General features: G+C 65.3%; 23 protein-coding genes and 1 tRNA gene. 7 read left to right on the top strand and 17 right to left on the bottom strand.

The annotated features are described in order from the left end of the window. Window positions 1-70 precede the first annotated feature (70 nt). On the bottom strand, window positions 71-1204 hold the full coding sequence (locus tag JQN66_RS07880) for an AI-2E family transporter (protein WP_204677297.1): 1134 nt from the start codon (window positions 1202-1204) through the stop codon (window positions 71-73). A 406-nt stretch (window positions 1205-1610) separates the two neighbouring features. Between JQN66_RS07880 and JQN66_RS07875 the strand changes: the two genes are divergently transcribed. Then, window positions 1611-1877 carry a hypothetical protein gene (locus tag JQN66_RS07875; RefSeq protein WP_188947784.1) on the top strand — a complete coding sequence of 89 codons (267 nt, stop codon included), beginning with the start codon at window positions 1611-1613 and terminating at the stop codon, window positions 1875-1877. A gap of 75 nt (window positions 1878-1952) precedes the next feature. On the opposite strand, the gene JQN66_RS07870 is transcribed toward JQN66_RS07875, so the two are convergent. The 3 genes from JQN66_RS07870 to JQN66_RS07860 all read right to left on the bottom strand — a co-directional run bounded on the left by JQN66_RS07870 (window position 1953) and on the right by JQN66_RS07860 (window position 2991). Beyond that, window positions 1953-2028: transfer RNA gene (locus JQN66_RS07870), tRNA-Val, on the bottom strand. A 96-nt stretch (window positions 2029-2124) separates the two neighbouring features. Next, window positions 2125-2574, bottom strand: a complete 450-nt coding sequence (locus tag JQN66_RS07865) for a redoxin domain-containing protein (RefSeq protein ID WP_204677296.1) — start codon at window positions 2572-2574, stop codon at window positions 2125-2127. Then, the gene (locus tag JQN66_RS07860; RefSeq protein ID WP_239464170.1) at window positions 2575-2991 is read right to left on the bottom strand and encodes a DUF3052 domain-containing protein; all 417 of its coding nucleotides are present in this window, start codon (window positions 2989-2991) and stop codon (window positions 2575-2577) included. 319 nt (window positions 2992-3310) lie between these two features. On the opposite strand from JQN66_RS07860, the gene aceE reads away from it, so the two are divergent. The 6 genes from aceE to JQN66_RS07830 all read left to right on the top strand — a co-directional run bounded on the left by aceE (window position 3311) and on the right by JQN66_RS07830 (window position 11102). Next, window positions 3311-6100, top strand: coding sequence for a pyruvate dehydrogenase (acetyl-transferring), homodimeric type (gene aceE, locus JQN66_RS07855; protein WP_407717461.1), 2790 nt, complete (start codon window positions 3311-3313; stop codon window positions 6098-6100). Window positions 6101-6239: 139 nt separating this feature from the next. Then, window positions 6240-7448, top strand: a complete 1209-nt coding sequence (locus JQN66_RS07850) for a PucR family transcriptional regulator (RefSeq protein WP_204677293.1) — start codon at window positions 6240-6242, stop codon at window positions 7446-7448. 165 nt (window positions 7449-7613) lie between these two features. Beyond that, window positions 7614-8537 carry an ACP S-malonyltransferase gene (locus tag JQN66_RS07845; protein WP_204677292.1) on the top strand — a complete coding sequence of 308 codons (924 nt, stop codon included), beginning with the start codon at window positions 7614-7616 and terminating at the stop codon, window positions 8535-8537. 218 nt (window positions 8538-8755) lie between these two features. Further along, complete coding sequence (locus tag JQN66_RS07840) at window positions 8756-9001, top strand: acyl carrier protein (protein ID WP_188947790.1); 246 nt, start codon at window positions 8756-8758, stop codon at window positions 8999-9001. A 127-nt stretch (window positions 9002-9128) separates the two neighbouring features. Then, complete coding sequence (gene fabF / locus JQN66_RS07835; RefSeq protein ID WP_188947791.1) at window positions 9129-10376, top strand: beta-ketoacyl-ACP synthase II; 1248 nt, start codon at window positions 9129-9131, stop codon at window positions 10374-10376. A 150-nt stretch (window positions 10377-10526) separates the two neighbouring features. Further along, window positions 10527-11102, top strand: coding sequence for a dihydrofolate reductase family protein (locus tag JQN66_RS07830; RefSeq protein ID WP_204677291.1), 576 nt, complete (start codon window positions 10527-10529; stop codon window positions 11100-11102). A 17-nt stretch (window positions 11103-11119) separates the two neighbouring features. Here the strand turns inward: JQN66_RS07830 and JQN66_RS07825 are convergent, their stop codons facing one another. The 13 genes from JQN66_RS07825 to rplS form a co-directional block, all read right to left on the bottom strand. After that, window positions 11120-11494, bottom strand: coding sequence for a VOC family protein (locus tag JQN66_RS07825; protein WP_204677290.1), 375 nt, complete (start codon window positions 11492-11494; stop codon window positions 11120-11122). A 279-nt stretch (window positions 11495-11773) separates the two neighbouring features. Next, the gene (locus tag JQN66_RS07820; RefSeq protein WP_204677289.1) at window positions 11774-12277 is read right to left on the bottom strand and encodes a DUF3145 domain-containing protein; all 504 of its coding nucleotides are present in this window, start codon (window positions 12275-12277) and stop codon (window positions 11774-11776) included. A 141-nt stretch (window positions 12278-12418) separates the two neighbouring features. After that, entirely contained in the window at window positions 12419-13411 is a 993-nt protein-coding gene (locus JQN66_RS07815; protein WP_204677288.1) for a tyrosine recombinase XerC, read from the bottom strand. Between the two features lie 31 nt (window positions 13412-13442). Further along, window positions 13443-14699, bottom strand: a complete 1257-nt coding sequence (gene dprA, locus JQN66_RS07810) for a DNA-processing protein DprA (protein WP_204677287.1) — start codon at window positions 14697-14699, stop codon at window positions 13443-13445. Window positions 14700-14708: 9 nt separating this feature from the next. Further along, window positions 14709-16262, bottom strand: coding sequence for a YifB family Mg chelatase-like AAA ATPase (locus tag JQN66_RS07805; protein WP_477190228.1), 1554 nt, complete (start codon window positions 16260-16262; stop codon window positions 14709-14711). Beyond that, the gene (locus JQN66_RS07800) at window positions 16259-16624 is read right to left on the bottom strand and encodes a YraN family protein (RefSeq protein ID WP_188947797.1); all 366 of its coding nucleotides are present in this window, start codon (window positions 16622-16624) and stop codon (window positions 16259-16261) included. Before JQN66_RS07800 ends, JQN66_RS07805 begins: the two co-directional genes overlap by 4 nt. Before the next feature lie 95 nt (window positions 16625-16719). Next, a complete protein-coding gene (locus JQN66_RS07795; RefSeq protein ID WP_188947798.1) occupies window positions 16720-17040 on the bottom strand; it encodes a DUF2469 domain-containing protein in 321 nt (106 codons plus the stop codon). Then, a complete protein-coding gene (locus JQN66_RS07790) occupies window positions 17040-17759 on the bottom strand; it encodes a ribonuclease HII (protein WP_204677286.1) in 720 nt (239 codons plus the stop codon). Before JQN66_RS07790 ends, JQN66_RS07795 begins: the two co-directional genes overlap by 1 nt. Window position 17760: 1 nt before the next feature. Beyond that, window positions 17761-18462 (bottom strand): signal peptidase I, encoded by a 702-nt coding sequence (gene lepB, locus JQN66_RS07785; protein ID WP_204677285.1) that lies wholly within the window; start codon window positions 18460-18462, stop codon window positions 17761-17763. A 141-nt stretch (window positions 18463-18603) separates the two neighbouring features. Continuing rightward, on the bottom strand, window positions 18604-19185 hold the full coding sequence (locus JQN66_RS07780) for a hypothetical protein (RefSeq protein ID WP_204677284.1): 582 nt from the start codon (window positions 19183-19185) through the stop codon (window positions 18604-18606). 183 nt (window positions 19186-19368) lie between these two features. After that, window positions 19369-21393 (bottom strand): S1 family peptidase, encoded by a 2025-nt coding sequence (locus JQN66_RS07775; RefSeq protein WP_204677283.1) that lies wholly within the window; start codon window positions 21391-21393, stop codon window positions 19369-19371. A gap of 627 nt (window positions 21394-22020) precedes the next feature. Further along, window positions 22021-22668 carry a signal peptidase I gene (gene lepB, locus JQN66_RS07770; RefSeq protein ID WP_204677282.1) on the bottom strand — a complete coding sequence of 216 codons (648 nt, stop codon included), beginning with the start codon at window positions 22666-22668 and terminating at the stop codon, window positions 22021-22023. 13 nt (window positions 22669-22681) lie between these two features. Continuing rightward, a complete protein-coding gene (gene rplS, locus JQN66_RS07765) occupies window positions 22682-23041 on the bottom strand; it encodes a 50S ribosomal protein L19 (RefSeq protein ID WP_188947804.1) in 360 nt (119 codons plus the stop codon). Window positions 23042-23244: the final 203 nt, after the last annotated feature.

Here is a 23244-nt window from a genome sequence, read left to right as displayed (position 1 = left end):
CCTGCCAACAGGGAATAACTTTACGGGGAACCCCGCATCCATGCAAGTCAGGACTCAGTGACCTGCATCTCTAGGTCGGCGGCTCGGTTTGCGCATCACGCTTGGGAATCACAATTTCGCGCACAATGATCAGAATCGAAGCGGTGATGGGAATGGCAAGCAACGCGCCGAACAGGCCCAAAAGCGCAGCGCCCGTCATGGCCGCAATAATGACCAGCACGCCGGGAACATTGACCGCCTTGCCCATGATTCGGGGAGTCACCTGGTATGCCTCCAATTGGACGTAAATGAAATAGACAACGAGGAAAATCAGCGCGGCCGTCGGGCTCATCAGCAGCGCCCCCAAAGTTCCAATACACAGGAACAAAACAGAACCAATCATCGGGATTAACGTAATCAAGAACGCCACCAGGGCGAACAAGACCGCGACCTGAGAGCCGAGCAGCAGAAAAATCACCAGTACCACTGAAGCATTGATCGCCGATAGCGTGACAGCTCCCGCCACTGACTTGCCCACAGCGAAAACGATCGAGTTCAGGGTCTCGGAGAACTTCTCACGCCGATAGGCAGGGACCAGACGTGCCACGGCCTTCTTCATCGGGTCCAAGGTGGAAACGAAGTACAGCGTCAGCACGATCACCAGGAACGCTGAGGAAATGCCGTTGACGATACCAATTCCGACGTGCAGCACGCCTCCTGAGAGCATCAGCAGGTTCTCTGCAGTGAAGTACGTTTCGAACGCGGCCAGAAGCTGCTCGCTTGCGCTGAACCCCATGGATTCGGAGAGCTCCGTGTACCACGAGCTGGCTTGAATCGCATCGATTTCCTGCGGGATGCTTGCAAGAAACTCCGTGAACTGGCGGACGATCGCGGGAACAACCAGCGCCGCAACTCCGACCATGAGCAGGACAAATGCCGCAATCACGGTCAGGACGCTCCAGCCATGAGGCATGCCGCGCCCCTTGAGCGCATTGACGGCCGGAGTCATGCCCAGGGCGAGGAACAGCGCAAGCGTAATGGACATGAGCACAGATGACATCGAAACCACGACCATGGCCAGCCCCACTGCGAGCAATGCGCCGGCGGCCATGACGAATCCTGTGGCGAATGGCTGCCCTGGAACTACCGTCAGGCTCTTGGGAAAACTGCGGAAGGTGAAGGTGCGCTTTCCCCGGTGGCCCGGCACTCTTGAATCCATGCTCATGGCAGTACCCTACCGCCCCGACTGCCGGCTGGATATAGTCGGCGCACTAATATGTCCTAGTCGATGCGCAAGTCGGTGGGAGACATTAGCTAGCTGTGCGCAGCGAATGAGGCCGTGCGGTCGATCCAACCGGATTCCAGAAGTCGGCAGGTGCCAACACCCTGCTGCCTTGATGCCCTTCCGCCACTCAGGCATCCACGCTGGATGGCCCTGGCGCACCTGCGGTGCTCCAATCCTGTCCAAGCTCGTCAACCCCTGCCGCCAGCGCGATCAACGCGATTCCGAGGCCTTCAATTCCGGGGTGCACAATCCAAACAGTCCGATAGTACGAATTTTCATGCAACGGCTTGGGTGAACCCAATGAATTTTGCGAAATCCCAGAGCCGCCAGTACGTACAATCGAGCCATGAATGACCGAAATATTGACGAGGAGACACTGCGCGAACTTGCCGAGGAAGGCAACGAAACTGCGCAGAAGCGGCTTGCCGACATCTATGAAGCTCGCGGCGACGTGGAGGCGCTGTCGGATCTGCTCGACGAGGGCAGCGAATACGCCGGCTTGCTGCTCACCAGGCGTGCCGCCAAGGACGATGACGCACGAGAGCTTCAACGGCTGGCCGACGCGGGCAGCCCGGACGCCCTGGAAGCGCTGGAACGGATGCTCGGAGATTAGCTCCGCAAGACCTCACCACACTGAAACGCAAAAAACCCAAGTTCCCGATCAATAATCGAGAACCTGGGTTCTTGTTGGTGGGCCCTACCGGGATCGAACCGATGACATTCACGGTGTAAACGTGACGCTCTACCAGCTGAGCTAAAGGCCCTAACCACATCGGCCTTTGCAAGCCAACGAGGAATTACTTTACAGAGCTTTTCAACTCTGTGCAAATCGGGTTCCCTCCCACAAAACCCGTAATGCTCTAGACCCTGTCGATTGCGTTCCGATAATCATCCAGGCTGCGCGGCTGCGTCATGGCACTGGTGAATGTCTGGCGCACGATTCCGTCTTCAAGGTAGATCGACAGTCGCGTCGCAACACCCTGCCGCTCGTCGAAGGCTCCGGCTAGCTGCGCCACTCGACCATGCGGCCAGAAATCGGCTAGCAGATCGAATTGGATACCCAACGATTCGGCATAGTTTCGGAGTGCGAATTTGTGGTCGACCGAGATTGCGACGACCCGCACCAAACGCTCAGTGAAGTACCCGAGGTTCTCCTGCAGCAGCGCCAGTTCCGAACCGCAGACACGGGAAAAAGCCCACGGATAAAAGACGACCAGCACCCGGCCGTCGGACAGCCCGGTGCTGGTGATCGTTTCGCCGTATTGATTTTCCAGCGAGAAATCGAACAGGCGTGAACCCGTTTCGATCATCTAGTTCTTCTTGCGTGGTGCCAAACGAATGGCCGACCAGTCGGCCGAGACACCCTCGGTGGTGGTCACGTGCAGACCTGCACTCGGAGCTTCCTGCTGAATCAGCGATGGGGACACATGCCCCTCGCGACCCTGCTTCGGGGTCAGCAGCCAAACAACGCCGCCCTCCCCGAGGTTGCTCAGCGAGTCCATCAGCGCGTCGACAAGGTCTCCGTCGCCATCACGCCACCAGTAGATCACTGCATCAACGACGTCGTGATCCTCTTCGGTGAGCAAGTCTGAACCAATAGTGTCCTCGATCGCGTCGCGAAGATCGAAGTCCACGTCATCGTCGTAACCCAGTTCCTGGATAAGTTCTTCTTTCGTGAAGCCCAGTTTTTTAACGGACTCCAAGTTTGCCGATACGGCGTCGCTCACTTCATTCCTCCTGATGGTGCAAAGCGTTACTACCAACGAAACACCGTTTCGTCGCTCCATTCAAGCGCTGCAGCGATAACACGCCGAACGAATATCACCCGCCAAAATGTGACACGGCACCAATTGACAGGATCAACCTAACGTTGACTCCTGCACAGTGTTGCACAAGTCACCCAAAATAACCTATTTTATGCCATTTTGCCCAAAAATCTCGTCGTTTTTTGGGTGTTCCATTCATTAGAGTAGGCAGTGAACCGAGCAGGACACACCACTCCAGTGTTACTGCACCCGATGTCCCATCCCGCTGCACCGCAGAAAAATGTCTGCACCGCAGCGGAGCCGCAATTTCAATCAAGGAGCTTCAGTGGCTGTAGAGGAACACATCTCCCAGATCCGTAGCGGGTTGACGTACCAGCTGTCCGATCGGGATCCCGAGGAAACCCAGGAATGGCTTGACTCGTTCGACGCACTCGTCGAAACCCAGGGTACCGAGCGTGCCCAGTTCATCATCCGCTCGCTCCTGCAGCGTGCCGGCGCCAAGTCCGTTGGCGTACCGATGGTGACAACCACCGACTATGTAAACACCATACCCGTTGACCAGGAGCCCGAGTTCCCCGGCGACGAACAGATCGAACGCCGCTTCCGCGCCTTCATGCGCTGGAACGCGGCCATCATGGTGCACCGCGCCCAGGAGCCTTCCATCGGCGTGGGCGGCCACATCTCCACCTATGCCGGTGCCGCAACCCTGTACGAAGTGGGATTCAACCACTTCTTCCGCGGCAAGAACCACCCGGGCGGCGGCGACCAGATCTTCTTCCAGGGCCACGCCTCGCCGGGCATGTACGCCCGCGCCTTCCTCGAAGGCCGCCTGTCCGAAGAGGACATGAACGGCTTCCGCCAGGAAAAGTCGAAGGAAGGCCATGCGCTGCCTTCCTACCCGCACCCGCGCTCGCTGCCGGACTTCTGGGAATTCCCGACCGTGTCGATGGGCATCGGCCCGGCCAACGCGATCTACCAGGCCCAGCTGAACCGCTACCTGCACAACCGCGGCATCAAGGACACCTCAGAGCAGCACGTCTGGGCTTTCCTGGGCGACGGCGAGATGGACGAGCCGGAGTCGCGCGGCTTCCTGCAGCTGGCGGCCAACGAGAAGCTGGACAACCTCACCTTCGTCATCAACTGCAACCTGCAGCGCCTTGACGGCCCGGTGCGCGGCAACGGCAAGATCATCCAGGAGCTGGAGGCCTTCTTCCGCGGCGCCGGATGGAACGTCATCAAGGTCGTCTGGGGCCGCGAGTGGGACGCCCTGCTCGAAGCCGACAAGACCAACGCCCTGGTCGATGTCATGAACCAGACCCCCGATGGCGACTACCAGACCTACAAGGCCGAGTCCGGCGCGTTCGTGCGCGAGCACTTCTTCGGCCAGCGTCCGGAAACCAAGGAACTGGTGGCGGACTACACCGACGACGCGATCTGGAACCTCAAGCGCGGCGGCCACGATTACCACAAGGTCTACGCCGCCTACAAGGCAGCCACCGAGTTCAAGGGCAAGCCGACCGTGATCCTGACCAAGACGGTCAAGGGCTACGGCCTGGGCTCGCACTTCGAGGCCCGCAACGCCACGCACCAGATGAAGAAGCTGACCCTCGACGACCTCAAGGGCTTCCGCGACCACCTGCGGATCCCGATCACCGACGAGCAGCTCGAGGCGAACCCGTACCTGCCTCCGTACTACCGCCCGTCCGAGGACTCGGTCGAGTACAAGTACATGATGGAGCACCGCGCCAAGCTCGGCGGTTCCGTGCCGACCCGCCGCCAGGAGTCCGACGTCAAGCTGACCCTGCCGGGCGAGAAGGCCTACGCTATCGCCAAGCGCGGTTCGGGCAAGCAGCAGGCGGCCACCACCATGGCCTTCGTGCGCCTGCTCAAGGACCTGATGCGCGACAAGGAATTCGGCCACCGCATCGTGCCGATCGTGCCCGACGAGTCCCGCACCTTCGGCATGGACGCGTTCTTCCCGACCGCCAAGATCTACAACCCTGCCGGGCAGAACTACCTGTCGGTGGACCGCGACCTGGTTCTGGCCTACAAGGAATCCCCGCAGGGCCAGCTGATCCACCCGGGCATCAACGAGGCCGGCGCCGTCGGCGCGTTCACTGCGGCGGGCACCAGCTACTCGACCCACAACGAGCCGCTGATCCCGATCTACGTGTTCTACTCGATGTTCGGCTTCCAGCGCACCGGCGACCAGTTCTGGGCCGCCGGCGACCAGATGGTCCGCGGCTTCATCATCGGCGCCACCGCCGGTCGCACCACGCTGACCGGCGAGGGCCTGCAGCATGCCGACGGCCACTCGCCGGTGCTGACCAGCACGAACCCTGCGGTCGTCACCTACGATCCGGCCTACGGCTACGAGATCGGCCACATCATGCGCTCCGGCCTGGAGCGCATGTACGGCGGAGCCCACGAGGATCCGAACGTGATGTACTACCTCACGGTGTACAACGAGCCGATCCACCAGCCGGCCGAGCCGGAGAACGTGGACGTCGAAGGCATCGAGAAGGGCATCTACCTGCTCAAGGAAGCCACCACCGACGGCCCGCGCGCCCAGCTGCTGGCCTCCGGCGTGGCAGTGCCGTGGGCCCTGGAAGCCCAGAAGATCCTGGCCGACGAGTGGGGCGTGTCCGCCGACGTCTGGTCCGTGACCTCCTGGAACGAGCTGACCCGCGACGGCCTGCACGCCGACGAGCAGGTCCTGGTCGATCCGTCCAAGGCCCGCCGCGTGCCGTACGTGACCCAGAAGCTGTCCTCCGCCACCGGTCCGTTCATCGCGACCACGGACTACATGCGTGCGGTGCCGGAGCAGATCCGTCCATACGTTCCGGGCGAGTACCACACCCTGGGCGCCGACGGCTTCGGCTTCTCGGACACCCGCTCGGCGGCGCGCCGCTTCTTCAAGATCGACGCGCACTCGCTGGTCGTGCAGACCCTGCACTCGCTGGTGGAGCGCGGCGAGATCGCGGCCGACTCGGCTATCAAGGCGCACGCCAAGTACGATCTGAACAACCCGAACGCCGGCAAGTCCGGCAACGCCGGCGGCGACGCCTAGGCACACGGTCCGTTCACCTCGAACGCCGGCAAGCCGCCCTGCCCGAATCCGCTTCGGGCAGGGCGGCTTGCCGTCTGCGGGCGGTGCGCCAGTTCGGTCCGCGCCTCGCCAAAGATGCCGCAACGCTAAACTTGGAGGCATGGTCCCAGAAACCGAATCGATCGCCGCCGCGCGCGCCCGGGCAGCCCGTCCCGCGCCGAGCGCCGAAACCGTCAAACGGCTCAAGAACCACATCGGCGTGCTGTCCACCACCGCGCTGAAGTACCTGGACCAGCAGCTGCCCTGGTACCGCTCGCTGGAACCCAACGAGCGCGCGGCGCTGGGACTGATCGCGCAGAAGGGCATCTCCACCTTCGTCACCTGGTACGAGGACCCCTCCTCCATCCCCTCCTGGGTGGTCACCGACGTGTTCGGCGCGGCCCCCACCGAGCTGACTCGCTCCATCTCGCTGCAGAAGGCGCTGGGCCTGCTGCGCACCATCGTGGAGGTCGTCGAATCCCAGGTCCCCGACATCGCCCCGGAGGCCGAGCAGGCAGCGCTGCGCGAGGCGGTGCTGCGCTACTCGCGCGAGGTCGCCTTCGCGGCGGCCGACGTCTACGCCCGCGCGGCCGAAACCCGCGGCGCATGGGACTCCCGGCTGGAGGCCCATGTGGTGGACGCGGTGATGCACGGGGAGGGCCACGATTCGCTGTCCTCCCGGCTGGCCGCCATCGGCTGGAAGTCGCAGAGCAACATCCGCATCCTGGTCGGCGCCACCCCGGGGTCGAACTCCGTCAGCTTTGTCTCCGCCATCCGCCGCCTGGCCACCCGCTATGCCCGCGATTCGCTGGTCAGCGTGCTGGGCGACCGCTCGGTGCTGATGCTCTCCGACACCAAATTCGAGGAGGCCGACCTGGGCCGGCTCGCCCGCTTCTTCGGTCCCGGCCCGCTGGTCTACTCCCCCTTGGCCGCCACCGTCACCGACATGCCGCAGGCCGCGCAGGCCGCCATTACCGGCTACGCCGCCGCCTGCGCCTGGCCCCAGGCCCCGAACCCGGTGGGCGCGGACGACCTGTGGCCCGAACGCGCCTTCAACGGCGACCCGCTGGCGCGCACCGCGCTGCTGGAGCGCATCTACCGGCCGCTGCAGCAGGCCTCCAACGGCCTGCTGGAAACCCTGTCCAGCTACCTGGCGCTGGGTCATTCGCTGGAAGGCACGGCTCGCGGGTTGTTCGTGCACGCCAACACCGTGCGCTATCGGCTCAAGCGCGTTTCCGAAGTGACCGGCTGGGATCCGCTGTCCCCGCGCGACGCCTTCGTACTGCAAAGCGCGCTGGTGGTCGGGCGCCTGGCGGACTCCGGCCAATAACGCTTTTGGCGGTTCCGCACAGTCGCAGACCCGTCACGCAGCGGCGTTACATGGGTTTTTACGTCCCCCATGCGCTAGGCTTTTGTAGGAAACCTACAAACCGTGACCGTGAGCTTGGTGCGTGACCACGCGCCACGAGGCCGCAATTTTTGGAAAGCTGTAAGAGTGTTAGCAATCGTATGCCCGGGACAGGGCTCCCAGACCCCAGGTTTTCTTTCCGAGTGGCTCGCCGTCGACGGCGTGCGCGAGCACCTCGCCGCGCTGGGCGAGATCACCGGCCGCGACCTGATCGAGCACGGCACCGTCTCCGACGAGGAGACCATCAAGGACACCGCAGTGGCGCAGCCGCTGATCGTGGCCGCCGGCCTGGTCACCGCCCGTGCGCTCTTCGGCGAGCGGCTTCCTGCCAACGCAGTGCTCGCCGGCCACTCCGTCGGTGAAATCACCGCTTCGGCCCTGGCCGGTGCGCTGAGCGAAAACGATGCGATGAACTTCGTTCGCGTGCGCGCCAACGCGATGGCCGAAGCCGCCGCGGCGACCCCGACCGGCATGGCCGCCGTGCTCGGCGGGGATCCGCAGGAGGTCCTGGACCGGCTGGCCGAGCTGGGCCTGACCCCGGCCAACGCCAACGGCGGCGGACAGACCGTCGCCGCCGGCACCATGGAACAGCTCGCCGCGCTGGGCGAGAACCCTCCGGCCAAGGCCCGCGTGATCCCGCTGAAGGTCGCCGGAGCGTTCCACACCGCGCACATGGCACCGGCCGTGGGCGTGCTGCAGGAACTGGCCGAAACGCTGGCCCCGTCCGAGCCGTCCACCGCCCTGCTGTCGAACTACGACGGCCAGGCCGTCGAATCCGGCGCAGCCAACCTCGAATCCCTGGTGGCCCAGGTTTCCCGCCCGGTCCGCTGGGACCTGTGCATGCAGACCCTCGCCGGCCAGGGCGTCACCGGCATCCTGGAGCTGGCCCCGGCCGGCACCCTGGTGGGCCTGGCCCGCCGCGGCCTGAAGGGCGTGAAGGGCATGGCCCTGAAGACCCCCGCAGACCTGGACGCGGCCCGCGAGTTCATCGCGGAGCACACTTCCAACTAGGCGCCGCAGGGTGCCGCCCAAAAATTTTCGCCCGCTTGACGCGTCATCGCCCAACCGGTGAGGGCCACCTGGCCTAAGCTTTAAGCGGTGAAACCATCAGTGCGCCCCGTACGGGACGCGCCGGCGGTTTCGAACAGTCGGATCATGGCCCGCCGCCGCGGGCATGAATCCAGAGCAACGACCGGATCCGTCCGGCATCATGAGAAAAGGAGCCATCCATGGCTAGCAACGAAGAAATCCTGGCAGGCCTCGCCGAAATCGTTAACTCGGAGACCGGCCTGGACGAAGCAGACGTGCAGCTGGACAAGTCCTTCACCGAGGACCTGGACATCGACTCGATCTCGATGATGACCATCGTCGTTGAGGCCGAGGAAAAGTTCGAGGTCAAGATCCCGGACGAGGAAGTCAAGAACCTGAAGACCGTGGGCGACGCCGTGAGCTTCATCGCCGGCGCCCAGGCCTAGCAGCATTCCGCCCGCGAACCATTCGCGGGCACACCGTTGTGCGGGCAAGCCGCGCACACCGGCCGGTACGTCAAGCCGGCCCCACAAATTTTGACAGCAATGTTGTACCCCAGTAGAGAGTTTGATGATGGCGCGCAAAGTAGTGATCACCGGTCTCGGAGCCACCACCCCCATCGGCGGGGACGTACCTACCCTGTGGGAGAACGCCCTGAAGGGTGTTTCCGGCGCCGCAACCATGGAAGACAGCTGGGTCGAGGAATACGACCTGCCGGTGACCTTCGCCGCCCGCGCCTCGGTGCAGCCTTCCGAGGTGCTGACCCGTCCGGAGACCAAGCGGATGGACCCGTCCACGCAGTTCGCCGTGGTGGCCGCCCGCGAGGCCTGGGCCGACTCCGGACTGTCCAAGGACGACATCGACCGCAACAAGCTGGCCGTGGCCTTCGCCACCGGCATTGGCGGCGTCTGGACGCTGCTGAACGCCTGGGACACCCTGAAGGAAAAGGGCCCGCGCCGCGTGCTGCCGATGACCGTGCCGATGCTGATGCCCAACGGCCCGGCCGCCGCGGTCTCGCTGGACCTGGGCGCCGCCGGCGGCGCGCACACCCCGGTTTCCGCCTGCGCCTCGGGCACCGAGGCGATGCACGTGGGCATGGAGCTGATCCGCGCCGGCAAGGCCGATGTGGTCATGGTCGGCGGTGCCGAGGCCGCGATCCACCCGATGCCGATGGCAGCGTTCGCGTCCATGCACGCGCTCTCGCGCCGCAACGACGATCCCACGAAGGCCTCGCGTCCGTACGACGTGGACCGCGACGGCTTCGTCATGGGCGAAGGCGCCGGCGCACTGGTGCTGGAGTCCGAGGAGCACGCGCTGGCCCGCGGCGCCCGCATCTACGCGGAGCTGGCCGGCTCGTCGGTCACCGCCGACGCCTACCACATCACCGCCCCGGACCCGGAGGGCCTGGGCGCCACCCGCGCGCTGAAGGCCGCCATGTACGACGGCCGCATCCAGCCGGAGGACGTGGTGCACGTGAACGCGCACGCCACCTCCACCCCGGTGGGCGACAAGCCGGAGTACACCGCGCTGAAGGCCGCCCTGGGCGAGCACCTCGACAAGGTCCTCGTCTCGGCCACCAAGTCCCAGATGGGCCACCTGCTCGGCGCCTCCGGTGCCGTGGAGTCCGTGCTGACCACCCTGGCGATCTACCACCGCAAGGCCCCGGTCACCATCAACCTGGACAACCAGGATCCGGAAATCCCGCTGAACGTCGTTACCGGCGCCCCGGCCGATCTTCCGGCCGAGGGCTCGATCGTCGCCCTGAACAACTCCTTCGGCTTCGGCGGCCACAACGCCGTCGTCGCGATCCGCAGCATCTAGCAGCAGCTGTCCCCCAGCGGGCCGGAACCGAGCACTCGGTTCCGGCCCGCTGGGCGTTAACCGGCGATGTCTATTGTCGCCGGGCACCGGGCGTTGCTACGCTCGATCTCGATAGGCCGCCCAGCAATTTCCATTCGAAGGAGCCGCACCATGCGCACCTTGATCGCCACCGCATTCATCTCGCTGGACGGGGTCATGGAGGCGCCCGGCGGCGAACCCGACTACCGCAACTCCGGCTGGACCATGACGTCGGTGGACTTCGACCCGGCGGCCTACGAGATGAAGGGCACGGAACAGGGCGAGGCCACGGCGCTGCTGCTGGGGCGCCGCAGCTACCAGGCCTTCTCCCCCGTCTGGCCCGCCATGACCGAGGAATTCCCCGGCTACAACGCCATGCCCAAGTACGTGGTCTCCACGACGCTCAAGGACAAGGACCTGGTGGACAATTGGGGCGAAACCACGATCCTGCGTTCGGCCGCCGACGTCGCCCGGCTGCGCGCCAGCGACGGCGGGCCCATCAGCATCCACGGCTCAGCGACGCTGGTCCACTCGCTGCAGGAGCACCACCTGATCGACCGCTACCACCTGCTGGTCTTCCCGGTGCTGCTCGGCGCCGGCAAGCGCCTGTTCAGCGGCGCCGAGCTGGGCGCGCAGAAGCTGAAGCTGGTCGACTCCGCCGTCTATTCCAACGGCATCCAGAAGAACGTGTTCGACGTGCTGCGCTGACCGGCGGCGGACCCGCGTTACAGATAGGGCCGGGTGATCAGTTCAAGGTAGTGCCCGGAGGGATCCAGCAGGTAGACGCCCCGGCCACCGTGCTCGTGGTTGAGCTGCCCGGACAGCTGGCGCTGCGGATCAGCCCAGTGCTCGATCCCGCGCGCCAGGATCAGCGCGTAGGCGCGGTCGAAGTGCGCGTCGTCCAGCAGGTAGGCGTAGTGCTGCGCAGGGAACTGCATCGGAGGCGCGGCGAACTGCAGCAGTACGCCGCCGCCGATGCTGACGTTGTGGAACGGCCCCCAACTGGGCTGCTCGGCGGCCTCCAGCAGGTCGATGTAGAACTCGGCCATCTGTGCGGCATCGGTCGAGGCGATGATGGTGTGGTTGAACTGTGCGGTCATGTTTCCCTTTTGGTTGTACGGTTTCCGTGATGCGTGGAGCGTCGTACGCAGGGAGGAGCGCGGATCAGGGAACGACCAGGAAGCCGTTCCGGGAGCGGCCTGAGACGGCCTGACTGGTCTTCATCACGATCGATCCTAGCACCAGGGCGGCGACTTCGCGGAGAAACACGAAATGCGATCCCCAAGGGGACCGCATTTCATCTTTGGATCGAGCACCCCGCACCGCCGGGGCTGGATTCCGGCCGCCAGGCGGCGACGGGACGACTAGTTAACCAGTCGCTAAACCACCTGGTTGAGCCATCGAACAGTCGAGTTCTCGCCTGCATGGCGGAAGGGTTCAAGTTCCTCATCCCAGGCCTCGCCAAGGGCGATGGACATTTCCTGGTAGAAGATCGAAGGATTGCCGTCGCCCTTCTCATAGGCCCAGCGGATGCGCTCTTCGCTGATCATGACGTTGCCGGCCGTGTCGATGGTCGCATGGAAGATCCCGAGATCCGGGGTCACCGACCAGCGGCTGCCGTCGACGCCCGGGCTCGGGTCCTCGGTGACTTCGAATCGCAGATGCTGCCAACCGTGGATTCCACTGGTCAGCAAGGCGCCGGTGCCCTGGGGTCCTACCCACTCCATTTCGGCACGACGAAAGCCGGGTGCAGCGTGCTGTTCGGTCCATTCCATCTTGACCGGTGTTCCGAGCACGGACCCGATAGCCCATTCCAGATGTGGGCATAGCGCAGCAGTGGCGGAATGAATAAAAATTACGCCCCTGGTCATCGGTGCAGACATGCCATCCTCCGTACGGTGTTGATCGTCTTCCCCTACGTCAACATCGTGGTGGTGCAGTTACCGCCGATGATTCTATTTTGCCCGATGAACAGCACTTTTCGCTACTCGGGAGGACGATTTGGAGGGAATTGGAAGAATCCGTCAGGCGCGGGGGTGGGCCTGCCGGTAGCTTTGGCGCAGCCGATCCACGGAAACATGGGTGTAGAGCTGGGTCGTGGCCAGCGATGCGTGGCCCAGGAACTCCTGGACCGCGCGCAGGTCCGCGCCTCCGTCGAGCAGATGGGTGGCCACGGTGTGGCGCAAGGCGTGCGGCCCGCTGGCGGCGGTATCCCCCAGCGATTTCAACGCCTGCGAAATCACCTCGCGGGCTTGGCGCACATTCAGCCGGCCGCCGCGCACGCCAACCAGCAGCGCTCCCTGCGCCTTCTCCTCGTCGACCAGAACGGCCCGATGGGTCAGCAGCCAGGAGGTCAGCACCCGCTGGGCAGGATTGCCGAAGGGCACCACTCGTTCCTTGTTGCCCTTGCCGACCACTTTCAGCGTGCGGCGTCCGAAGTCAAGGTTTTTCACGTCCAGGGAGACCAGCTCGCCGATGCGCAGCCCCGAGGCGTAGAGCAGCTCGGCGATCACCCGGTCGCGGGCGTGGACCGCCAGCTGCTGCGGGCTTAGTTCTCCAGCGGCGTCCCCGCTGCCCTGCACCCCGGCATCCGCGGCGGTCTGCGCAAGCAGCCGGTCGATCTGTCCGGGCTGCAGCACGTGCGGCAGCCGGCGCTCCTTCTTCGGCGCGACCAAACGCAGTGCGGGGTCCACGTCGATGAGCTGGTGCTTCAGCGCCCAGGCGAAGAAGTTCTTCACCGAGGAGATCCGCCGCGCGATGGTAGTGCGGGAGATCTGCGCTTCGTGCAGGCTGGCCAGCCATTCGCGCAGCATCTCCACATCCACCTGGCTCGGCGTGCTGACCTGATGGGCGGAATGCAGGAATGTGCCCAGGGTGCGCAAATCCACTTCATAGGCGCGCAGGGTGTTCTCGCTGCGCCCGCGCTGCAGGCGCAGGTAGTCCAGGTAGTCGGCGACCGGCTCAGCGAACGAGGGCGGCAGCTGCGGGGAGTTGGGTGCGCGGGTATCCTGCTTCATCCCTTCGAGGATACCGCGCCGAACCCGCGCGCTAGCTGCGCACCAGCTTCCACCCCGCGTCGTTGCGTACCGCCAGGCCGCGGCCCTGCAAGGTCGACAGCCCGCGCAGCGTCTGCAGGATCGTGACCCCGCTTCGGGCTGAAATCTCGTCAGGGCTCATCGGCTTGGTGAAGGACAGGACGTCGTAGAGCATACCGACCTCCACCGGCAGGCCGTCCACGGGGCGCTGGCGCGGATCGCCCGGTTCGGCGGACGCAGTGCCGGCGGGCGCATCCGGGGCGATGCCCAGCAGCTCGGAGGCCTCGGCCGGGCTGGAGATTAGCTCGGCCGCGCCGGAGCGGATCAGCCGGTGGGTGCCGGCCGAGTTCGGCGAGAAGACGCTGCCGGGCACCGCGGCGACATCCCGGCCCAGCTCCACTGCGTGGCTGGCGGTATTCAGCGCACCGGAGCGATGCCGCGCCTCGGTGACGATGGTCAGCCGGCTGAATGCGGCAATTAATCGGTTGCGGTTCAGGAACCGGAAGCGGGTCGGCGTGGTGCCCGGAGGAACCTCGGAGTACAGCGCGCCGCGGGCGATGACCTGCTCCAGCAGGTTGTGGTTTCCCGCCGGATAGAGCCGGTCCGCTCCCCCGGCGAGGATCGTGATCGTCGGCGGGTTCGGGAAGTCCCAGCCGTCGAGGGACAGGGCGGCGCGGTGGGCGGCGGCGTCGATCCCGTAGGCGCCTCCGGAGACGATCGTGAAGCCCTGCAGCCCCAGCGCCCGGGCCAGTTCGAAGGTGACCTGGTTGCCGTAGTCGCTGGCATCGCGCGAGCCGACGATGGACACCGTCCGCGCGGGATCCCCGGCGAGGTTGCCGGGCTCGGCCGCCCGCCACCACAGGCACAGCGGCCGGCCGAGCCCCAGATCGCCCAGCTGGGCCGGCCAGCCCGGGTCCTGGTCGGTGAGCAGTCCCCCGCCGAGGCGCTGCATGGTCTGCAGGGCGGCGTGCTCGTTGGCGTAGGGCAGCCGTTTGCGCCAGCGGGTGAGCGCGACGTGAAGGTCCTGGGCGGAATTCGGGGCCGGCTGCTGGCCGGTGGCCTCGGCGAGCTTCAGCCCCAGGCCCTGCGGGACGTGGTCCTCGCGGCGGATCAGGGCCAGCAGCTCCGCCGGCGTCATCAGTTCCAGCAGGGCGGCCGCGGTGACGTCGTTCGGTTCGACCAGCTGGTTCAGCGCGGCCAGGCACAGGGTGTGCGGCTGGTGGCCGACGGCGTCCTGCCGCCGTGCCGGGGTCTGCGGTGCGGTGCTCATGGTGGTTCCTTATCCCGAAGCTAGGCGGTATGCAGGTTCTGGCGCAGGTGGGCGGCGATGTCCACATCCTCCGGCGCGGGCCCGGGGCGGCCCTGGGTGTCGGCGACGGTCCAGGCCACGCGCAGCAGCCGGTCGGTGGCGCGGGCCGAGAGGCCGCCGCGTTCGGCCGCGGCTTCCACGGCCCGGCGTGTTGCCAGGGGGGTAGTCCAGCTCATGGCGCAGGATCCGCGTGGGGACCTGCGCGTTGCAGCCGATGCCGTAGGGCCGCAGCCGGGCTTCGGCGCGGGACCGGGCCGCCAGCACCCGTTCGCGCACGGCGGCGCTGGACTCGTTGGCCTGCTGCCCGACCAGCTGGCCGCCGGGCACCGGGTTCAGCCGCAGCTGCAGGTCGGTGCGGTCCAGGATCGGCCCCGAGAGCCGGGCGAAGTAGCGGCGGCGGGCCATCGGCGTGCAGGTGCAGCCGGTGCCCGCGGCGTAGTTCCTCCCGCAGGGGCAGGGGTTGGAGGCCATGACCAGCTGGAAGCGGGCCGGCAGCCGGGCGTGGCCGCGCGTGCGGTCCAGGGTGATGAACCCGTCCTCGATGGGCTGGCGCAGGGCGTCGAGCACCCCGGTATTGAAGTGCGCCACCTCGTCCAGGAACAGCACCCCGTGGTGCGCCCGGGTGATCGCCCCTGGCACCACGCGCCGGGTGCCGCCGCCGATCAGCGCGGCGAGCGAGGCGGTGTGGTGCGGGGCGATGAACGCCGGGGTGCGGCGCAGTGCAGCGATGGGAGAATCGGCGCCGTGCGTGATCGAGTGCACCGCCGTGGCTTCCAAGGCCTGCAGGTCGTCCAGCGGCGGCAGGATCCCGGGCAGGGCGCTGGCCAGCAGAGTCTTGCCCGCTCCTGCCGGCCCGACCATGATCAGGTGGTGGGCGCCGGCGGCGGCGATCTCCAGGGCCAGCCGGGCCTCGCCCTGCCCGTTGACCAGCGACAGGTCGCAGGGCTCCCCGGGCGCCGCGGCGTCGGGCGGCCGCGCCCCGACGGCATGGCGCAGGGTGATGCTCAGCTGGGAGGCCGCCGCCCCGCAATGGACCAGCACCTGGCCCAGATGGTCGGCCGCGAACACGCTGGCCCCGGGCACCAGCCGGGCCTCGGCCTCGTTGCCGCGGGCGACCACCAGGTTGGGCAGCCCCAGCGCCACGGCCAGCTGGGCGGCGGGCAGCACCCCGGGCACCGGTCGGAGCATGCCGTCCAGCCCCAGCTCGGCCAGGTAGACGGTGTTCGGCGGCGGCGCGATCTGCCGGTCGGCGGACAGCACGGCGATCAGGATCGCCAGGTCGAATCCGGAACCGAATTTCGGCAGCGTGGCCGGAGAGAGGTTGACGGTGAGCTTGCGGTTGGCAATCGGGAGGCCGGTATTGCGCGCGGCGGCCTTGATCCGTTCCCGCGCCTCGTTCAGCGACGCATCGGGCAGCCCCAGGATCACGAAGCCGGGGATGCCGTTGCCCAGGTCGGCCTCCACCTCGACCAACGCGGCTTTCACCCCCTGGAAGGCGATCGCATGGGTGCGGGCGGTGCTCATGAGCGCACATCCGGCAGGTGCCGGCAGGACAGCGTTCCGCCGGGTCCGGGATAGACCTCGACGACGTCCACCCGCAGCTGCGGGCAGTAGATCCGGTGCGCCTTGCACCAAATAATCAGCAGCCGGTGCAGCCGGGCGAATTTGGCGGGGTTCACCGCGTCGAACGCGGTGCCGAACCCCTGCGACGAACGGGTCTTGACCTCCACCGCCGCCAGGGCGCCGGAGCGGTCGCGGACGACCAGGTCAAGCTCCCCGCTGCGGCACCGCCAGTTGCGGTCCAGGATCCGGTAGCCGCCGGCTTCGAGGTGTTCGGCGGCCGCCTGCTCGCCCCGGGCTCCGAGTTCCTGCTGCTGCGTCGTCATCGCCGCCTCCTTGAATCGGTCTGTGCGTGGTCAGACCAGTTTCAGGTTCGGCGGCGCGGGCGCCAGGCGGCGGGTGCGGATTGTGGAGAACGCGGTTAGTTCTCCAGCCCCTCCTTGGGGATCTGCAGCTCGTCGCGGTTCAGCTCTTCGACGTTGACGTCCTTGAAGGTGAGCACCTTGACGGCCTTCACGAATCGGCCCTGCCGGTAGATGTCCCAGACCCAGGCGTCGGTCAGGGTGAGTTCGAAGTACACCTCGCCGGCGTTGGACAGCGTCTTCACGTCGACCTGGTTGGCCAGGTAGAAGCGGCGTTCGGTTTCCACCACGAAGTTGAACAGCCCCACCACGGTCTTGTACTCGCGGTACAGCTGCAACTCCATGTCGGACTCGTAGTTTTCCAGTTCGTCGCCAGCCATTATTTTGCCTTCAATCTTGTGGGTTTACCTTCGTCCTTGCCGGGGCCGGAAGTCAAGTTCCAGCTCTTGCGGTGGTAGTCGCAGGGGCCCAGTGCCGCGATCGCTTCGCGGTGCGCGGCGGTGGCGTAGCCCTTGTTGACCTCCCAGCCGAAGGCGGGGTGCTCCTGCGCCAGCTGCGCCATGATCCCGTCGCGTTCCACCTTGGCCAGGATCGACGCGCCGGCGATCGCCTGGCAGGTCATGTCCCCCTTGATGATGGTGCGCACCGGTACGTGCAGGCCGACCGGTTCGCGGTCCTCGGCCAGCAGGTCGAACAAGTCCTGTTCCGGGGCGGTCAGCCAGTCGTAGCTGCCGTCCAGCAGCACCGCTTCGGGAGCCACCGCGCAGGCGGCCACCGCCCGGGTGCCGGCCAGGCGCAGGGCCCCGGTGACCCCAAGCTCGTCGATCTCCGCGGCCGAGGCATGCCCGACACCGTAGCCTGCCGCCCAGGCGCGCACCGGCTGAACCAGCTCCTCGCGCTTGGCCGCGGTGAGCAGCTTGGAATCGCGCAGCTGCGGGAATTCGGCGACGGCCTGGATGTCGATCACGGTGACGCCCACGGAAATCGGGCCGGCCAGGGCCCCGCGGCCCACCTCGTCGGCGGCGCCGATGAAGCGCACCTGGTGGGCGGCGGCCAGGTCCCGCTCGTGCTCCAGCGTGGTGGCCTTGGAATTGGCCATGCTAGTTGCCCGGAACCGGGACGCTGGCGAAGACTTCTTCGTGGGAGTCGATGGTGCCCCAGCGCGAGAGCGGCCAGGAGATGACCGAGGCCTTGCCCTGCACCGAGTCCACGTCCACGAAGCCGCCCTGGACGTCCGGGTGGAAGCGGGAGTCGGCGCTTTCGGCGCGGTGGTCGCCCATGACCCAGAGCTTGCCCTCCGGAACGGTGACCGTGAAGGCCATGTCGCTCGGGGCATTGCCGGGGTAGATGTAGGGTTCGTCGATGGGCGTGCCGTTGATGCTCAGCTTGCCGTCGACGGTGCAGCACTCCACGGTGTCCCCCGCGGTGCCGATGATGCGCTTGACCAGGTACTGCTCGCCGGCCGCGGGCAGGATGCCGACGAAGGACAGCGCCGATTCCACCGCGGCGGGCTGGGATTCCAGCGGCGGCAGCCAGTCCAGGTCGTCGCGGAAGACCACCACGTCCCCGCGCTCCAGTTCGAACGGGCCCGGAACCATGAGGTTCGCGAAGATCCGGTCGTTGATCTGCAAGGTGTTCTCCATGGAACCAGAGGGAATGTAGTAGGCGCGGAAAAAGAAGGTCTTGATCACGAAGGACAGCACCAGCGCGATCGCCACGATGATCACGATCTCGCGGATGAAGCGCCAGAGTTTGTAGAGCGGTCCGCCTTGCTGCGGACTTTCGGCTGATTCGGCGCTCACGGCTGGGTGGGTCCCTTTCGCTGGTGGTCAATACCCTCCATCTTACGTACGCAGCCGCGCGGCGGAGCTCCGTGGCACGCTGCACGCACGAAATGCCCAGTTTATTGCCGGTACGGCGCCGGCGATTTCGGGCGGTCGCGGCTAGCCGGACGGGGTGCCGACGGTGGCCGGGGCCGGTGAGGCCGGGCCGCTGCTGTCGGTGAAGTCCAGCGGGATCCCGCCGGCCGGCTGGTCCTTGGCCAGCGCGTCCTGCACGGCCTGGCGCTGGGAGGCGTCCACGGCCAGGGTGAGTCCGCCGGTGCGCGGGTTCAGCGTGTACGCGTGGATCGCCGAGCGCAGCCGCGGCTCCTGCTGCGCCTGCCACGCCATGATCTGCGAGATGCCCTCGCGCAGCTGGGCGTTGCTGAAGTCCACCAGATGCCCGACCGCGCCGGCCTGCTCGATGGCCTTCACCGCGCCGTCGCTGGTCGCGGCGACGTGCAGCTTGCGATCCTCGATCCAGCCCTGGACGTATTCGTCGCCTAGCTGGGCCGCCAGCTGCTCGTTGGTCTGCAGCAGCGCGCTGACGTCCATGTCGGCTCCGCTCGTCGAGGTCTGGGTGGCGGTGGGCGGGGCCTGCGGGGCCGCCTGCTGCTGGCCGCAGCCGGTCAGCGCCAGTGCGACGACGGCGGCCGAGGCGGCCAGCCCCACCGGCAGCCGCCGTGCCGTATGTGTGCTTCTCATGTTCAATCCTCGTCTTCCGGCGGAACCGTCGGCGTGCCGCGGGTCTTGCACCCGAGGCTACCGGCCGTCCCGCAAAGCCAACTCGTAGGCACATGTGTGCCGCATGGCAATGCCCCGCTGCCTTCAGCGGCAGCGGGGCATTGCCATGGTGTCCGCGAGGCGGTCACCGGGGAGCGTGGTCCCTTAGCCGTGGCGTCGGGCGCTGCGGCGGAGCAACAGTACTGCCGCGCCGATCAGTGCCAGGGCGCCGCCGGCGGCGATCAGCGGAACGCTGCCCGCACCGGTCTCAGCCAGTGGCTCTTCCTTCTTCGGCGCATCCTGCTTCGGCTCGTCCTTCTTCGGGTCCTTGGCCTCGGTGGACTTGCTTGGCTCGTCGCTGGCCGAGGCAGTTGGCTCGGCTGAGGACGATGGCGATGCCGATTCGGACGGCTCGTCGGTCGAATCGGTCGGCTGAGTCGGATTCGCCGATTCCGAAGGCACATCCGTCGAATCAGTCGGCTGGGTCGGCTCAGTCGGAGTCGTAGGCTCGGTCGGAGTCGTAGGCTCGGTCGGAGTTGGGGTCGGCTTCGGAGCCACCACAACAACGTTTCCGTTGGCCTGCTCGGACTTGTTCAGCCCATTGACTGCCTCAAGGATGAAGTTGAAAGCGCCTTCAGTTTGCGGCGCGGTGAAGCTGAAGTTGCCCAAAGAATCCACGGTCACGGTATCGACAACGTTGCCGTCGACGATCACGTTGACCTTGGTGCCGCTGGAAGCGTCGGTCACTTCGCCGCTGAGCTTCGCGCCCGGCTTGACCTCGACCCCGTTGGACGCCGAGGTCACCTTCGGTGCGTTCACGAAGAACTTCACCTGGTAGCCCTTGATGTAGCCATTGGACTGCACGTCGGATAGCGAGGTGTAGAACGCCATATCGTCCGTTTCAGACGAGCTGTTCACACCTACGCTGTAGGCCGAGGTGATTCCCACGGCGTGTGAGCCAACGAGCATCGGCCCGCCGGAGTCGCCCTCGTTCACGACGCTCAGGCCGGGGTTGCCTGTGGCGTAACCCCAGACCGGACGTTGGTCATTGTTGTAGCCACTCACGAAGAATACGCCTTCTCCGATGATGGTCGAACAGCTCCAGCCCGTGGTGCGGCCGGCGGCGCAGGCGGGGGCCCCGAGCATGCCCGGGGACACGCCGGTCACGTTGACCGATCCGGAGCGCGGGCCTGCTTCCGGCCAGTTCGTCACGGCGGTGGGAAGCGTCAGCGCCGGGTTGATGCCGTCGATGACGGCGATGTCCGTACCCGGCACAGTAGTATCCCGAAGGTGCTCCGCTTCCTCATCTCCCAGACCGTCCAGCACCGACTGGGGAATCCCGGAGTTGCCCGCACCGCCGAACTGGCTGAATCCGAAGGTGCCAAGAGGCGCACCCGCGGGGCCCATTTCGTTCGGCGAGGATTGCTCGACGATGCCCAAGATCGTGCCCCGGCCGTCCATGGAGCAGTGGCCTGCGGTGAGAACGGCGTCTTGGCCTGTCGGCGACCAGAGGTTGAAACCGGTCGAGCAGATCTTTAACTCCGGCACCTGCGACGTGAAGTCAACGATCGAGTAGGCCATGCCGCCAAGCAGATCTTCGCCGGCTGAGCCCCGCACCGGACCAGCTCCCTCCACCAGCTCGACGCCGGGTGCGATTTCGGCGAACTCTTCCAAGCTCAGGGCCGGCTCTACTGATTTCCCCTCCTTGACCTGGCTGCTCCCGCGTTTTGCGGCGACCGGGTCGGTAGCGAAGATCTGCAGGCCGTCCGCGGTATTCATGATGGCGGTAAGCCTCGAGATTTCGGAGGTTTTGACGGTGTCCAGGACTTCCTCGTAGACGTCATGCACGTCATTGATCACCCCGAGTTTTGTCGTGACCGACGCTGACTGCGTCGAGGTAGCCTCGACGGCATCCCTAGCTTCTTCCCAGTCTCCCTCGGACACCATAATCTCAGCCTTGCCGTCTTTGACACTGGCCGAGGCGTTAATGCCTTCGGAAGTGAGCTTTTCACGGATCTGGACGGCTTCTTCTGCAGCTCTGGACTCGTCGTTGAACTCATCGAGGGTCTTGCCCAGGTCCCGTTCCACCGCTTCTCGTAAACCCTCCGCGTCGTCCAAGCCTTCGGCCGGCATACTGGTCGGGGTTGCCAGGGCGAATCCGGGGGCGGAAGTAGCAGGGGTAGCGGTCACAGCAACGCTGGATTTCTCAGGCAAAGCCTCGGGTGTATCCTGCGCCGCACTGGCAGGCAGGAGGCTTCCACCTACAACCAAAGCGGTGGCTGCTGCAGCGGCGAAGCTTCGCTGCCCAGTTCTACTATGCGGTTTTGGCATGGTTCCTGCTCCCAGAAGATCAGATGCGAGTTTTTGCGCGCCTCAGGCGCTGCGCGCATGTAAAGAATCAAATTCTTTACCAAAACGAAACCTTATCTGGATTCAAACAGGCGTTTCAAGCGACAGATCAAACAAAAATATAAAACTAATGTCGCAACATTACTAGTCAAGCTATATTCCAGCGTCTGAGCTAAGGGGGATCGAGCGACATTTAGTTGATTTTGAAGACTTAAGTAATCTTACTTTTCCCATGTCAAAGTGTCTTTCAACCTAACAGACAGGGTACTTTGTCTCACGCAAGGCATGCGCCACTTGGAGTCCATACACAGCCGCGCATCGGGCCTGCGTTCCTCCTCAATCTGCTTCTGAGGGTGGCAAGAATTCTTGTCACTTTTCGCATGGAAGTACCAATGCGAAAACCCGCGCAGCGAACAATCAGGCACGGGTTTCATCTGGCGAACACTGCATGCCCACGCGGATGCCGGATCAGCGGATATCCACGCGCTGATCCATCGGCCAAACGATATTGGTTGCTCGCCCGGTAACGCGATCCAGGCTGATCATGCCACCGCCGCTGGCGCCAAGCAATGACCGGGAATCCTGCGACACTGATCGGTGGTCCCCCATGACCCAGATCCGACCGGCAGGAACTTGAACGGAGAACTTCATCTCGCTGGGCACATCGCCCTCGAAGAGGTAGGGCTCGTCGATGGGGTCGCCATTAACCGTGATGCGGCCGTCGGCGGAGCAGCATTCAACCGTATCCCCGCCGACCCCGATAACGCGCTTGACGTAGGAATGCGAGTTGCCGGAAAGTTTGAAGGCGCCCATGACGTCGTCGACCACGGAGGAACGGGCATACGGCAGGAAGGAACCGCGGCCGTCGAATACGATGACGTCCCCACGCTGGGGCTCGGCGTCGTCGTAGGCGCGGCGGTCCACGGAGATGGCTTGGCCGGGATTCAGCGTGGACTGCATCGAATCAGAGCGGATGCTGAATACGTCGACGAAAAATGCGCGGATGATAATCACGGCGACCAATGCGCAAATGACGGCGAGAACAGCGAAGCGCCAGACCCAGTAAAAGGCCCGGCGCTTCGTGATTGCCGCTTCAGGGCGAGCAATCTGGTTCATGGAAGAACGCAGATTACTTCTTGCCGCCGAAGTCGCGCTTCTCGCGGATGCGAGCAGCCTTGCCGTGACGATCGCGCATGTAGTACAGCTTGGCACGACGTACGTCACCCTTGGACACAACCTCAATCTTGTCGATGATTGGGGAGTGAAGCGGGAAGGTACGCTCGATGCCGGTGCCGAAGGAAACCTTGCGAACGGTGAAGGTCTCGCCTACGCCGCGGCCCTGACGGCCCAGTACGTAGCCCTGGAAGACCTGAACACGGGAGTTCTTGCCTTCGATGATGTTGACGTGCACCTTGAGGGTGTCGCCAGGACCGAAAGCAGGAACGTCGGAACGCAGGCTAGCTGCATCCAAAGAGTCAAGAATATGCATTGTGCATCTCCTAGGATCAATGCCGCAGGTCACCGAATCCTCGTAGCGGGGCTCTTCGAGCGCCTGAATCGGCGTCGAACTCCCCGGAACGTTTACCACCGGCTGGCTTTAGCAACCGATGCGGCGGTTCTTGAAGTCCGGGATCCCCCTGCGGCAGGAGTCGGACAAAACACACCAAGAAACAATTTTGCCATATAAATGGC

The organism is Glutamicibacter protophormiae, from assembly GCF_016894325.1.
In the GTDB taxonomy this organism is placed as follows: domain Bacteria; phylum Actinomycetota; class Actinomycetes; order Actinomycetales; family Micrococcaceae; genus Glutamicibacter; species Glutamicibacter protophormiae.
The sequence above is the reverse complement of the archived record's forward strand: the minus strand, read 5'-3'. Positions and strand labels throughout refer to the sequence as shown.